Origin of the sequence: Pseudomonas sp. PDM27, from assembly GCF_019219205.1 — a bacterium.
GTDB lineage: Bacteria > Pseudomonadota > Gammaproteobacteria > Pseudomonadales > Pseudomonadaceae > Aquipseudomonas > Aquipseudomonas laurylsulfatiphila.
The window spans coordinates 91,895-105,975 of the sequence record NZ_JAHUWF010000009.1; the positions used below are offsets into that span (position 1 = coordinate 91,895).

Consider the following 14,081-nt stretch of genomic DNA (forward strand, 5'->3'; position numbering starts at 1 on the left):
AGGCATGCTAGCCGCCCTTCGGGCGTCCGGCTTATAGTGCACGTCGCGCCAGTCCAGCCAAACCGCAGGATTACAGCTTGTCCAATGTCCCTCCGCCCCTGACTTCCAGTGCGCCGACCATAGCGCCCGGCTCCCCCCTGCGCGGGACCTTGAAGGGCACCTTGGCGACACTTGCATTGTTGTTGCTGGCATTGTTGTTCTGGCAGTTGCTCGATCAGTTGCGCGAAACCCAGAAAAACCAGCGTCAGTACACCATCGACTACACCGCCGACCTGGCCGCGCAGGTCAGCCTGAACATGGCACTCAACGCGCAGATCGCCCTCAACCTGTTGCCCATCGTCGAGCAACCGCAGGATGCCAATGAGCTGCAGGCCCTGCTGCGCAAGCTGCAACAGTCGCTGCCGGAACTGCGCAGCCTGGCCTTGCTCAGCCCCTCGGGAAAAGTCATCAGTGACAGCGCTCCCGACAGCGAAGACAGCGACTACCTGGGTGAACTGGTACGCCGCAGCCATGCCCAGGCGCACTACTTCAGCAACGCCACCGATGGTTCCGTGGTGCATTTATTGTTGCATCAGGCCAGCGGCAGTTCCCGGGGCTACTGGGCCTTGCGCCTGACACCGACCTTCTTTTCCACTTTGACCAAGCAAAGCGAGATGGGCAGCCGTCCGCTGTGGCTGGTGGAAAATCGCATCAATCATCAGATCATCAGCCGTGACGAAGGGCTGCCCTCGGTCAATCCGGGCACACTGACCGAGGACGATGTCGCCAACAGTGTGCTGACGGTTCCGCTGAGTAGCAGCGATTGGCAATTGCGCGGCTTGTTTGACCGTCAGCGCGTACTGGAAGAGCTGCTGCCGGCGTTCATCGGCAAATGCCTGCTGGGCCTGGCGTTTTCCATGCTGCCGTTCATCGCTTTGCTGAACATGCGCCGGCGTCAACGCCAATTGAATGAAGGCCGCCGGCGTTATCAGGATATTTTCGAAGGCACCGGTGTGGCCTTGTGCGTCCTCGACATGTCCGGGCTGAAGAGCTTTTTCGACAAGGCACAACTGCAGGACAGCGAACAACTGCAAGCGTGGTTGGCGATCCCGGAAAAACGCCGACAACTGCTGCAGGAACTGCGGATCACCGAGGTCAACCAGGTCGCACTGCAGTTGCTCAATGTCGATAACGCCAATAAAGCCTGGAAGCTGCTGATCGACGGCCATCCGCTGGACGGCACCGCCATCGGCAACCAGGTACTCGACGCGGTGCTCAATCAGCAGCAACAGCTTGAGCTGGAAATCAAATTGCAGGATGCCGGCGGTCGCGACCAGCACCTGTGGCTGGTACTGCGTCTGCCGCAAACCCAGGACGATTATAAATCGGTGATTTTGAGCATCACCGACATCACCAGCCGCAAGCTCATCGAACTGTCGTTGCAGGAGCGCGAAGGGTTTTGGTCGGACGTGGTGCGCACCGTACCGGATCATCTGTATGTGCAGGATGTGATCAGCCAGCGCATGATCTACAGCAACCACCATCTGGGCCAGACGCTGGGTTACAACCGCACCGAACTGCACCAGATGGGCGAATACTTCTGGGAAATCCTCCTGCACCCCGAAGACGCCGACTATTACCACCGCTCCCGCCAAGTCCAGCGCCAGGCCGGTTATCACCAGTTGATGCAGTGTCAGTTGCGCTTCCGCCATCGGGACGGCCAGTGGCGACGCTTCGAGATTCGCGAGCAGGCACTGGCGCGGGACAACGAGGACCAGGTCACGCGGATCATCGGCGTGGCCAAGGACATCACCGACCAGATCGAAGCCAGCGAATCCCTGCGCGACAGCGAGCAGCGCTACCGCATGCTCGCCGAAAGCATCAGCGACGTGATTTTCTCCACTGACAGCCGCCTTAACCTCAATTATGTCAGCCCTTCGGTGCAAGCCGTGCTGGGCTATGACGCCGAGTGGATTTTCCAGAACGGCTGGCAATCGACCATCGCCAACCCGCAACAACTGACCGGCATCTACCACCTGATGGACCGGGTCAGCAAGGCGCTGGATCAGCCGGACCAACTGGCGGTGCTACGCAGCCAGGTACAAACCCAACTGTTCCTGTTCGATTGCCTGCGGGCCGACGGACGCAAGATCCCGATCGAACTGCGCCTGGTGTTGGTCTGGGACGAACACGGGACGTTCGAAGGCGTGCTCGGCGTCGGCCGCGACATCAGCCAGCAACGCCGGGCCGAAAAAGACCTGCGCATGGCCGCCACGGTATTCGAGCACTCGACCTCGGCGATCCTGATCACCGACCCGGCCGGCTACATCGTCCAGGCCAACGAAGCCTTCAGCCGTGTCAGCGGCTATGCCGTGGAACAGGTGCTCGACCAACTGCCGAACATGCTGACCGTCGACGAGCAGCAGGAAGCGCATCTGCGTTATGTGCTCAAGCAATTGGGCCAGCACAGTACCTGGGAAGGCGAAGTCTGGCTCAAGCGCCGTAACGGCGAGCATTACCCGGCCTGGGTCGGGATTACCGCCGTACTCGACGACGAAGGCGACCTGGCCAGTTATGTGTGTTTCTTCAGCGACATCAGCGAGCGCAAGGCCAGCGAGCAGCGGATTCATCGCCTCGCCTACTACGACGCCCTGACCCACCTGCCCAACCGCACGCTGTTCCAGGATCGCCTGCACACGGCACTGCAATCGGCCGAACGGCAGAAGTCGTGGGTGGTGCTGATGTTCCTCGATCTCGATCGCTTCAAGCCGATCAACGACTCCCTGGGCCACGCCGCCGGCGACCGCATGCTCAAGGAGATGGCCACGCGCCTGCTTGGTTGCGTCGACGATGACGACACGGTGGCGCGCATGGGCGGTGACGAATTCACCTTGCTCCTGCAACCGCGCGCCAACCGTGAGATCGCCCTGAACCGGGCCATTCATGTGGCAGAACAGATACTCGCCAGCCTGGTGAAACCCTTTGTGCTCGAGGGCCGCGAGTTCTTCGTCACGGCCAGTATCGGCATCGCCCTGAGCCCGCAGGACGGCAACGAGCTCAGCCAGCTGATGAAGAACGCCGACACGGCGATGTACCACGCCAAGGAGCGTGGCAAGAACAACTTCCAGTTCTATCAGGCGGACATGAACGCCAGCGCCCTGGAGCGACTGGAACTGGAAAGCGATTTGCGCCATGCCCTGGAACAGAACGAATTCGTGCTGTACTACCAGCCGCAGTTCAGCGGCGACGGCAAGCGCCTGACCGGCGCCGAGGCGCTGCTGCGCTGGCGTCATCCCCGCCGCGGGCTGGTGCCGCCGGGGGATTTCATTCCGGTGCTCGAAGAGCTCGGGCTGGTGGTGGATGTCGGCGACTGGGTGATCAGCGAAGCCTGCCGTCAACTCAAGGCCTGGCATCAGGCCAGGGTACGGGTGCCGAAGGTGTCGGTGAACATCTCGGCGCGGCAGTTCTCCGACGGCCAGCTCGGTACGCGAATCGCCACCATCCTCAAGGAAACCGGCCTGCCGCCGGCATGCCTGGAACTGGAACTCACCGAAAGCATCCTGATGCGCGAAGTCAGCGAGGCGATGCAGATCCTCGACGGCCTGAAGAATCTCGGCCTGAGCATTGCGGTCGACGATTTCGGTACCGGTTACTCATCGCTCAACTACCTCAAGCAGTTCCCGATCGACGTACTGAAAATCGACCGTACCTTCGTCGACGGATTGCCGTCGGGCGAACAGGATGCGCAGATCGCCCGGGCGATCATCGCCATGGCCCACAGTCTTAACCTGGCGGTGATCGCCGAGGGTGTGGAAACCCACGAGCAGCTTGATTTTCTGAGGGAACACGGTTGCGACGAGGTGCAGGGTTACCTGTTCGGCCGGCCGATGCCGGCGGGGCGGTTCGAAGGGCAGTTCAGCAATGATGCCCTCTTCATGTTCGACTGAGGTTTGCGGCGCGGCAATTGGCCTCATCGCGAGCAAGCTCGCTCCCACAGGTTTTTGGGGTGTACGCACCATGTGTGAATACCAAAGATCTACTGTGGGAGCGAGCTTGCTCGCGATGAGGCCGGCACGATCACCGCTGATCCCGTCATGAAGCCCACTTGTCTGCGACATGATGCCGTTTCATATGCCATCTAAAACCCATTGGGTTAGAATGCCCCCCTTTTCCGCCCCCGATCCTTGAGGACCGCCATGTTCAGCCGTGATTTGACTATTGCCAAGTACGACGCCGATCTCTTTGCCGCCATGGAGCAAGAAGCTCAGCGCCAGGAAGAGCACATTGAGCTGATCGCTTCGGAAAACTACACCAGCCCTGCTGTGATGGAAGCTCAAGGCTCGGTACTGACCAACAAGTACGCCGAAGGCTACCCGGGCAAGCGCTACTACGGTGGCTGCGAGTATGTCGACATCGTCGAGCAACTGGCTATCGACCGCGCCAAAGAGCTGTTCGGCGCCGACTACGCCAACGTTCAGCCGCACGCCGGCTCGCAAGCCAACAGCGCCGTTTACCTGGCCCTGCTGTCGGCTGGCGATACCATCCTGGGCATGAGCCTGGCCCACGGCGGTCACCTGACCCACGGTGCCAGCGTCTCGTCCTCGGGCAAGCTGTACAACGCCATCCAGTACGGCATCGACGCCAACGGCCTGATCGACTACGACGAAGTCGAGCGCCTGGCCGTTGAGCACAAGCCGAAAATGATCGTGGCCGGTTTCTCTGCCTACTCGCAGATCCTCGACTTCCCGCGCTTCCGTGCAATCGCCGACAAGGTTGGCGCTTACCTGTTCGTCGACATGGCCCACGTGGCCGGTCTGGTCGCCGCTGGCGTCTACCCGAACCCGGTTCCATTCGCTGACGTCGTGACCACCACCACCCACAAGACCCTGCGCGGTCCACGTGGTGGCCTGATCCTGGCTCGCGCCAACGCCGACATCGAGAAGAAGCTGAACTCCGCAGTATTCCCGGGTGCCCAGGGCGGCCCGCTGGAGCACGTGATCGCAGCCAAGGCGATCTGCTTCAAGGAAGCGCTGCAGCCTGAGTTCAAGGCTTACCAGCAACAAGTGGTGAAAAACGCCAAGGCCATGGCCGGCGTATTCATCGAGCGCGGTTTCGACGTGGTTTCCGGCGGTACTGAAAACCACCTGTTCCTGCTGTCGCTGATCAAGCAGGAAATCTCCGGTAAAGACGCCGACGCCGCTCTGGGCAAAGCGTTCATCACCGTGAACAAGAACTCCGTGCCAAACGATCCACGCTCCCCGTTCGTCACCTCCGGCCTGCGCTTCGGCACTCCGGCTGTGACCACTCGTGGCTTCAAGGAAGCAGAGTGCAAGGAACTGGCCGGCTGGATCTGCGACATCCTGGCTGACCTGAACAACGAAGCGGTGATCGACGCCGTTCGTGAGAAGGTCAAGGCCATCTGCAAGAAGCTGCCGGTGTACGGCGCTTAATTGCGACGTTAAATCCGCAGCATGAAAAACCGGCCAAGTGATTGGCCGGTTTTTTTTCGCCCGCGAATTGACATCGCCTACAGAACCAACACAACTGGTAAGACCGGTCATGCCAATTTTTTAATTTTTACTTGCGAATACCCAAAAACAGCGCCTAGACTGCGCCTGCACTGGACATACCGGTAAGACCACAATAATTAAGTCCTGAATCTGATGTGCCCCGCACACGGCAGCCAGGACACCGACCAGGATTCCTCCCATGCTCAGATGGTGCTCGCGTTCAATCTTCCTCCAAGTGGTTCTCGGACTGGTGCTCGGCATCGTCTGCGGGCTGACCCTTCCCGAATACTCCGCCCAACTCAAACCCCTCGGCGACGGCTTCATCAAGCTGATCAAGATGCTCATCGGCCTGATCGTGTTCTGCGTGGTGGTCAGCGGCATCAGCGGTGCCGGCGACCTGAAAAAGGTCGGGCGCATCGGTCTGAAATCGGTGATCTACTTCGAAGTGCTGACCACCATCGCCCTGGTGATTGGCCTGGTGTTCGCCTTCAGCACCGGTATCGGCAGCGGCGCGAACATTCACCTGGAGCAGCTTTCCGCAGCCGACATGGGCGATATTGCCCAGCGCAGTCAGCACATGCATACCACTACTCAGTTCTTGATGGACCTGATTCCGACTTCAGTGATCGGTGCCTTTGCCGATAACAATATCCTGCAGGTCCTGCTGTTTTCAGTGTTGTTCGGCAGTGCACTGAACCTGGTAGGCGAGGCGGCATCGGGTATTTCGCGGCTGATCAATGAACTCAGCCACGTAATCTTCCGCATCATGGGCATGATCGTGCGACTGGCACCGATCGGTGTATTCGGTGCGATCGCCTTCACCACCAGCAAATATGGCCTGGACTCGCTGCAGCACCTGGGTAGCCTGGTCGGCCTCTTCTACCTGACCTGTGTTGCCTTCGTGGCCCTGATTCTCGGCCTGGTGATGCGCCTTTCCGGCTTGAAGATGTGGCCGTTGCTCAAGTACCTGCGCGAAGAACTGCTGATCGTCATGGGCACCGCTTCGTCCGACGCGGTGCTGCCACAAATCATGCGCAAGCTTGAGCACCTGGGCATCGGCAGTTCGACGGTCGGGTTGGTGATTCCAACGGGTTACTCGTTCAACCTCGACGGTTTCTCGATCTACCTGACCCTGGCCATCGTGTTCATCGCCAACGCCACCGGCACGCCGCTGGCCATGACTGACCTGCTGACCATTTTGCTGGTGTCGCTGATCACATCCAAAGGCGCCCACGGTATTCCCGGCTCGGCGCTGGTGATTCTGGCGGCCACCCTGACAGCCATTCCGGCAATTCCGGTGGTGGGTCTGGTGCTGGTGCTGGCCGTGGACTGGTTCATGGGCATCGGCCGGGCGCTGACCAACCTGATTGGCAACTGTGTGGCGACCGTGGCCATCGCGCGGTGGGAAAAGGACATCGATGTGCAGCGGGCGAACAAGGTACTTTCCGGCCAGGCCGGGTACACCTTTCAGCCGAGAAAACCGGTTGCTCAAGCGGCAGCCAAAGAATTCTGAATGATCGCCGTGCCTGCCGACCGCAGGCACGGCTCATGGAGCGAACAAGTGATTACCTCATCAACCGTCGTCAACTCAGTGGTAGAAAAACTTCGGGCCGCTTTGGCCCGAGGTCAGTGGCGCTCCGGCGAAATGCTGCCTGGGCAACGTGAACTGGCCGAACAACTGGGGATCAGCCGTCCGAGCCTGCGTGAAGCCGTCATCGTTCTGGAAACCCTCGGACTGGTGCGCTCGATGCCGGGCAAAGGCGTGGTGGTGCTCGAAGCCAATCTCGCCGACAGCCAGGCCCATGACAACGCTGTGGCCGCTGCGAGCCTGGAAGACGTGCTGCAACTGCGCTACACCCTGGAGCCATTCATCGTCGGCCTCGTCGCGCAGTCCATCAGCAGCAAGGAGCTCGGGCAACTGCGCCTGACCCTGATGGACATGCGCGAAGCCCTGGAGGCCAATGACAGTGAAGCCGGCGTAAACGCCTACATTGCGTTCCACGAAGAACTGTTCACGCTGACGTCGAACCCGATCTTCCAGAGCGTGGTGCAGCAAACCAGCAATGCCCTCAAGCAAAGCGCCGAAGTGTTGCGCAACTCCCCAGAACATCTGGCCGAGCGACTTGAAGAAAACGAAGCCGTGGTGCGGGCCATCCGCAGCAAAAACAGCGCCCAGGCCAGCGCCGAGATGCGCCGGCACATTCTGCGCGAAGGCCAACGCATGGGTATCGAACTGAACATCCCGGAAGACAACCTCGGCAGTTGAAACCTCTTCGAACTGGAGATCGGCCATGAACAGCTTCGCCTCGCCACAAACACTCGCCACCCTGCCCGTCCGTCCTTCAGTGGATGATCTGTATTCGCGGGTCCTCGAGGCCATTTTCGAACAGCGCATCCATTCGGCCAGTCGCTTTACGGAAGAAAGCCTTGCACAGATGTTCGGTGCAAGGCGCAGCGACATGCGTGAGGTGCTGATGCGACTGTCCCATCAGCACATCATCCTCCTTCGCGCCAACCATCGTCCCCGCGTCACCGAGCCCGATGCCGAGCAGACCCGGCAGACACTGCATGCCCGGCGACTGGCCGAAATCATGCTATTGCGCCTGGCGGCTCAGCGAGCGTGCGCGCAAGACTTGAAGCGCCTGCGGACGCTGGTCGGAAACGAGCGTCAATGCACCGAGCGTGGCCGGGCGATTCGTTTGTCGGGCGAGTTTCATTTGCAGTTGGCACAAATGGCGGGAAATGCACCGCTAGCGCATTTTCTTGAGAGCCTTGTGCCACTGACTTCGTTGGCGATTGCTCATTTTGACCTGCAGCAGAAGGATTATTGCGCAGGGCAAGCGCACCTCGAGATTCTGGATGCGCTGGAGCGAGGAGATGCTGCGACGGCGCAAATCGCGCTCAACCGGCATCTGGATTATCTGGAAGATTTGTTGCTGAGTCCTGCATCGGCACTGGGTCAAAACTGTGCCGCAGGCTAGATCGCGTTCGCGAACAGGCTCACTCCCCCACAGGCCACTGCACTCTAAATGTGGGAGCGAGCCTGCTCGCGATGGCGGCTCAAGGCTCGCTGCAATTTCTGACTTTACTGCGCCGCCACACGCGCAAAACCCTCACGAATCTTTTCCTCCGGCAAATCATCGGCAATGAACACGATCACGCTCTCGCGCACTTCGTCTTCAGCCCACTCGGTATCCCAGTCGAAACCATAAAGCTTCAGCACTCCCTGAAACACCATGCGCCGTGGTTCACCGAGGATGCTCAATACGCCTTTGTAGCGCAGTAACTGCTTGCCATGCGCCTCCAGCAGTTCGTTCATGAACTCGCTGAGCTTGTCGATATCCAGCGGCTTTTCAGTGCGCAGGACCAGGCTGGAAATGCGATCGATGGACGGTGCCTGGCTGACCGGTCGCAAACTCACACCGCCACCGAGGTCGGCGTTGAGATTGAAACCGCGCACATCCAGCAATTCGGCCAGGTCGATCTTGCCGTGGTCGACCACGCGGATCGGGGCACGACGGTTGATGCGGGTCAGGCGCTCGCTCAACGCGCTGAAGGTCGGCTCGTCTACCAGATCGCGCTTGCTCACCAGCAAGCGGTCGGCGAAACCGATCTGCGCCTGGGCGATGGTCTGGGTCAGGTGCGAGTCGGCATGTGCCGCGTCGACCAGCGTGATGATGCCGTCGAGGATGTAGCGCTCACGCAGTTCTTCATCGATGAAGAAGGTTTGCGCCACGGGTGCAGGATCGGCCAGTCCGGTGCATTCGATTACCAGGCGGTCGAAGGCAATGTCGCCCTGGTCCAGACGTTCGAGCAGCAGATAAAGCGCTTTGGTCAGGTCGGTATGGATGGTGCAGCAGACGCAGCCGTTGGAGAGTGTCATCACCTGGACCGGTTCATCACCCAACAATTGGGTATCGATACCGGCGTCGCTGAATTCGTTCTCGATCACGGCGATTTTCAGGCCGTGCTCGGCCTTGAGCAGGTGGCGCAACAGGGTGGTCTTGCCGGCGCCGAGGAAGCCGCTGAGGATCGTGACCGGGATGGGGGAGGACAAACTGGATCTCCTTTTCACAAGATGAAAACACAACACAGAACAAATGTGGGAGCGGGCTTGCTCGCGAACGGGTCGTGTCAGTCGACATGAATGTTGAATGACACACCGCTTTCGCGAGCAAGCCCGCTCCCACAGGGATTGCCGTTAATCCAAAAGCCGAATCAACAGCACTTCGGCCCGCCCTTGCCACCGTAACGGGCTTCCTGACGTTCGCGGAAGAACATCTCGTAGCTCATCACCGGTTTGTCCGGGTGCTTGGTCTGCATGTGCTCGACGTAGTTGTCGTAGTCGGGCATGCCGACCATCAGGCGAGCGGCCTGACCGAGGTATTTACCGAGGCGACTCAGGTCATTGAACATGATGCAAATCCTCGATCACGCTTCCGGCAGAGCCTGGAATGGTGCTTCTTTATCCGTACGCTCTTTGCTGCCCCAGGCGGAAATACCGATCTTGAGCGCATAGAACAGGATACTGAACACCACGCACAGGAACAGCGCGGTCAGCGTCGCGTTGGTATAGGCGTTGAAGATCACGTGCTGCATCTGCGTGATGTCCTTGGCCGGGGCGAGGATCTGGCCGTTAGCCAATGCATCGCTGTATTTTTTCGCCAGGGACAGGAAGCCGATCGCCGGGTTGGCGTCGAACAGCTTGATGAAGCCGGCGGTGGTGGTGCAAACCAGCAACCACATGGCTGGCACCAGGGTCACCCAAATGTAGCGCTGGCGTTTCATCTTGATCAGCACCACGGTGCCGAGCATCAGCGCAATACCGGCCAGCATCTGGTTGGAGATACCGAACAGCGGCCACAAGGTGTTGATGCCGCCCAGTGGGTCGATCACGCCCTGGTACAGCAGATAACCCCACATGGCCACGCAACCGGCGGTGGCGATCAGGTTGGCGGTCCAGGACTCGGTGCGGCGCAGGGCCGGCACGAACGAGCCGAGCAGGTCCTGGAGCATGAAGCGCCCGGCACGGGTACCGGCGTCGACTGCGGTCAGGATGAACAATGCTTCGAACAGGATCGCGAAGTGGTACCAGAATGCCATGGTGTTCTCGCCCGGCAGAACACTGTGCAGGATCTGCGCGATCCCCACCGCCAGGGTCGGCGCACCACCGGCACGGGCCAGGATGGTGGTTTCACCAATGTCATGGGCCACTGCTTGCAGGGCTTCCGGCGTGATCGCAAAGCCCCAGTTACTGACGGCTGTCGCAACGGCCACCACATCACCGCCGACCACGGCCGGCGGGCTGTTCATGGCGAAATACACGCCAGGCTCGATTACCGAGGCGGCGACCATCGCCATGATGGCTACGAACGATTCCATCAGCATGCCGCCGTAACCGATGTAGCGGGCATTGGTTTCGTTATCCAGCAGCTTCGGCGTGGTACCGGAAGAGATCAGCGCGTGGAAACCCGAGACCGCGCCACAGGCGATGGTGATGAACAGGAACGGGAACAGACCGCCCTTCCAGACCGGGCCGGTGCCGTCGATGAATTGGGTCAGGGCCGGCATTTTCAGCTCGGGCATGGTCACCAGGATGCCAATGGCCAGGGCGACGATGGTGCCGATTTTGAGGAAGGTCGACAGGTAGTCACGCGGCGCCAGGATCAGCCACACCGGCAACACCGCCGCGACAAAACCGTAACCGATCAGCATCCAGGTGATTTGTACGCCAGTAAAGCTGAACGCCTTGGCCCACACCGGATCCGCGGCAATCTGCCCGCCGAGCCAGATCGAGCCCAGCAGCAACAGCACGCCGATCACCGAGATCTCGCCGATGCGGCCCGGGCGGATGTAGCGCATGTAGATGCCCATGAACATCGCGATCGGGATGGTCGCCATCACCGTGAAAATGCCCCAGGGGCTCTCGGCCAAAGCTTTCACCACGATCAGCGCCAGCACCGCGAGGATGATGATCATGATCAGGAAGCAGCCGAACAGCGCGATGGTGCCGGGGATGCGGCCCATTTCCTCGCGGACCATATCGCCCAGGGAGCGGCCGTTTCGGCGGGTGGACATGAACAGGACCATGAAGTCCTGCACCGAACCGGCCAGCACCACGCCGGCGATCAGCCACAGGGTGCCGGGCAGGTAGCCCATCTGCGCCGCCAGCACCGGACCGACCAACGGCCCCGCGCCAGCGATGGCCGCGAAGTGGTGACCGAAGAGAATGTGTTTATTGGTCGGAACGTAATCCAGACCGTCATTGTTGATCACAGCGGGAGTGGCCCGTCGCGCATCGAGTTGCATGACGCTGTTGGCGATGAACAGACTGTAGTAGCGGTAGGCGACCAGATAGATGGCCACGGCAGCGACCACAATCCACAAGGCATTGATTGCCTCCCCTCGGCGCAATGCCACGACACCCAGGGCGCATGCACCTACGATTGCCAGCACCAGCCAGGGCAGATGGCGTAGCGGGCTATTATTATTTTTCATTTTATTATTCCAGCCAGAGTGGACAAGAAAGACAGCCACCCCGAGTTTAGCGCTCCTGACGACAAAGGCCATACCCCGACATAGGTCTGGACACTTGCCAGCGCTGGCAGCCTTGAAGAATGCAGGTCTATAGTCAGCGTACATCTACGAGGATCGTGCCATGAGCGAGCACCCTGCCGAACGTCGCCGCTTCAAACGTATTGCGTTCGATGCCCGAACCGAGCTGAGCCAGGGCGAGTCCACCTGGCCGGTGAAGTTGATTGATCTGTCGCTCAAGGGGTTGCTCATTGAGCGGCCCGATCCGTGGTTGGGCAATCCGCAGCAGGATTTTCTGGTCGACATTCATCTGAGTGAAGACGCCGATATCACCATGGATGCGCAACTGGCCCACGATGACCATGGCCAACTCGGCTTTGTCTGCCTGCACATCAGTCTGGAGTCCATCGAACGGCTGCGACGGCTGATCGAACTCAACCTCGCTGATCCACAGGAGCTGGAACGAGAATTGGGGGCGCTGATCGAGATCTAGCCATCAGCGAAAATCATTGTGGGAGCGAGCTTGCTCGCGATGGCGGCTGTTCAGTCAATAAAGAGATTGTCTGAACCAATGCTTTCGCGAGCAAGCTCGCTCCCACAGGTTTGTGTTCCACCTGCAAGTCACTCGAACAGGGCGTCGAGGGCCTGCTCCAGACGGGTTACTGCAATAATCTGCAACCCTGGTGGCGCCTCCTTTGGCGCATTGCCCTTGGGCACGATGGCCCGCTTGAAGCCGTGCTTGGCGGCCTCTTTCAAACGCTCCTGACCGCTCGGCACCGGTCGCACCTCACCGGAAAGCCCCACTTCACCGAACACCAGCAGATCGTGAGGCAGCGGCCGATTGCGCAAACTGGACATCACCGCTGCCATCAACGCCAGATCGGACGCCGTTTCGAGCACCTTGACCCCGCCGACCACGTTGAGAAACACGTCCTGATCGTGGGTCGGAATGCCACCATGACGGTGCAGCACCGCCAGCAACATCGCCAGCCGGTTTTGATCCAGCCCCAGCGTGACCCGCCGCGGGTTGGCCAAATGACTGTCGTCCACCAGTGCCTGTACCTCAACCAACATCGGCCTCGTACCTTCCCACGTCGCCATGACCACACTGCCCGGGACTTCTTCCTGGGCGCGGGTCAGAAAAATCGCCGAAGGGTTGGAGACTTCTTTCAGGCCCTTGTCGGTCATGCCGAACACGCCCAGTTCATTGACTGCACCGAAACGGTTCTTCACCGCTCGCAACAGACGCAGGCGCCCGTCGGACTCGCCTTCGAAATACAGCACAGTGTCGACCATGTGCTCCAGAACCCGAGGGCCCGCCAGCGCGCCTTCCTTGGTGACGTGGCCCACCAGGAAAATCGCCGTACCGCTTTGTTTGGCATAGCGCACCAGCAACGCCGCACTCTCACGCACCTGGGATACACCCCCCGGTGCCGATTGCAGTTGCTCGGTAAAGATCGTCTGGATCGAGTCGATCACCATCACCCTGGGCTTTTCCTGACGGGCCGTGGCGATGATGGCTTCGATGCAGGTTTCGGTCATGACCCGCAGTTGATCCTGAGGCAAACCCAGGCGGCGCGCACGCATGGCCACTTGCTGCTGGGATTCTTCACCGGTGACGTACAGCGCCGGCATGCTCTTGGCGAGGTTGCACAACGTTTGCAACAGAATGGTCGACTTGCCGATGCCCGGATCGCCACCGATCAGTACCACGGAGCCATCCACCAAACCACCACCCAGAACCCTGTCGAGCTCGCTGGAAGCGGTGGAGAAGCGCGGAACTTCTTCGACACTGACTTCAGCCAGCGTCTTGATCTGCGCCTGCTGGCCGGCCCAGCCGGTACGACCGCTGGGAGCGGCTGCCCCGCCGCTTTCCACCATGGTTTCGGTGAGCGTGTTCCAGGCCCCGCATTCACCACACTGGCCAGCCCATTTTGGGAAGGTTGAGCCGCACTCGGTGCAGCCGTACATGCGCTTGGCCTTGGCCATCGGAACTCCCGGAAAAAAACGCGATGATAGCTCAGCTGAGGCACGCGAGTGCGGCCAGATATTTTGTAA

Annotated in this window: 10 protein-coding genes; 6 read left to right on the forward strand and 4 right to left on the reverse strand. The window is 60.1% G+C overall.

Features of this window, described 5'->3' with window-relative positions; translation table 11 throughout:
- The first annotated feature begins 77 nt into the window (after window positions 1-77).
- The 5 genes from KW838_RS19000 (at window position 78) to KW838_RS19020 (ending at window position 8,470) form a co-directional block, all read left to right on the forward strand.
- The gene (locus tag KW838_RS19000; RefSeq protein ID WP_102701737.1) at window positions 78-3,926 is read left to right on the forward strand and encodes an EAL domain-containing protein; all 3,849 of its coding nucleotides are present in this window, start codon (window positions 78-80) and stop codon (window positions 3,924-3,926) included.
- A gap of 249 nt (window positions 3,927-4,175) precedes the next feature.
- A complete protein-coding gene (gene glyA, locus KW838_RS19005) occupies window positions 4,176-5,429 on the forward strand; it encodes a serine hydroxymethyltransferase (protein ID WP_102701738.1) in 1,254 nt (417 codons plus the stop codon).
- A 259-nt stretch (window positions 5,430-5,688) separates the two neighbouring features.
- A complete protein-coding gene (locus KW838_RS19010) occupies window positions 5,689-7,002 on the forward strand; it encodes a C4-dicarboxylate transporter DctA (protein ID WP_102702058.1) in 1,314 nt (437 codons plus the stop codon).
- A 48-nt stretch (window positions 7,003-7,050) separates the two neighbouring features.
- A complete protein-coding gene (locus KW838_RS19015) occupies window positions 7,051-7,755 on the forward strand; it encodes a FadR/GntR family transcriptional regulator (RefSeq protein ID WP_218502498.1) in 705 nt (234 codons plus the stop codon).
- A gap of 25 nt (window positions 7,756-7,780) precedes the next feature.
- On the forward strand, window positions 7,781-8,470 hold the full coding sequence (locus KW838_RS19020; protein WP_218502500.1) for a GntR family transcriptional regulator: 690 nt from the start codon (window positions 7,781-7,783) through the stop codon (window positions 8,468-8,470).
- Between the two features lie 104 nt (window positions 8,471-8,574).
- Here the strand turns inward: KW838_RS19020 and yjiA are convergent, their stop codons facing one another.
- The 3 genes from yjiA to KW838_RS19035 all read right to left on the reverse strand — a co-directional run bounded on the left by yjiA (window position 8,575) and on the right by KW838_RS19035 (window position 11,987).
- Window positions 8,575-9,546, reverse strand: a complete 972-nt coding sequence (yjiA, locus tag KW838_RS19025; RefSeq protein WP_218502502.1) for a GTPase — start codon at window positions 9,544-9,546, stop codon at window positions 8,575-8,577.
- Between the two features lie 161 nt (window positions 9,547-9,707).
- Window positions 9,708-9,905 (reverse strand): YbdD/YjiX family protein, encoded by a 198-nt coding sequence (locus KW838_RS19030; RefSeq protein ID WP_007895266.1) that lies wholly within the window; start codon window positions 9,903-9,905, stop codon window positions 9,708-9,710.
- A 15-nt stretch (window positions 9,906-9,920) separates the two neighbouring features.
- Window positions 9,921-11,987 (reverse strand): carbon starvation CstA family protein, encoded by a 2,067-nt coding sequence (locus tag KW838_RS19035; protein WP_218480286.1) that lies wholly within the window; start codon window positions 11,985-11,987, stop codon window positions 9,921-9,923.
- Between the two features lie 160 nt (window positions 11,988-12,147).
- Between KW838_RS19035 and KW838_RS19040 the strand changes: the two genes are divergently transcribed.
- Window positions 12,148-12,516 carry a PilZ domain-containing protein gene (locus KW838_RS19040; protein ID WP_218502505.1) on the forward strand — a complete coding sequence of 123 codons (369 nt, stop codon included), beginning with the start codon at window positions 12,148-12,150 and terminating at the stop codon, window positions 12,514-12,516.
- A gap of 128 nt (window positions 12,517-12,644) precedes the next feature.
- Here the strand turns inward: KW838_RS19040 and radA are convergent, their stop codons facing one another.
- Entirely contained in the window at window positions 12,645-14,012 is a 1,368-nt protein-coding gene (gene radA / locus KW838_RS19045) for a DNA repair protein RadA (protein WP_007981045.1), read from the reverse strand.
- Window positions 14,013-14,081 lie beyond the last annotated feature (69 nt).

Bases quoted from the DNA above. Each gene is read 5' to 3' on its own strand.
- glyA (WP_102701738.1), top strand. From the start codon at position 4,176: ATGTTCAGCCGTGATTTGACTATTGCCAAGTACGACGCCGATCTCTTT.
- KW838_RS19010 (WP_102702058.1), top strand. From the start codon at position 5,689: ATGCTCAGATGGTGCTCGCGTTCAATCTTCCTCCAAGTGGTTCTCGGA.
- KW838_RS19020 (WP_218502500.1), top strand. From the start codon at position 7,781: ATGAACAGCTTCGCCTCGCCACAAACACTCGCCACCCTGCCCGTCCGT.
- KW838_RS19030 (WP_007895266.1), bottom strand. From the start codon at position 9,905: ATGTTCAATGACCTGAGTCGCCTCGGTAAATACCTCGGTCAGGCCGCT.
- KW838_RS19035 (WP_218480286.1), bottom strand. From the start codon at position 11,987: ATGAAAAATAATAATAGCCCGCTACGCCATCTGCCCTGGCTGGTGCTG.
- KW838_RS19040 (WP_218502505.1), top strand. From the start codon at position 12,148: ATGAGCGAGCACCCTGCCGAACGTCGCCGCTTCAAACGTATTGCGTTC.
- radA (WP_007981045.1), bottom strand. From the start codon at position 14,012: ATGGCCAAGGCCAAGCGCATGTACGGCTGCACCGAGTGCGGCTCAACC.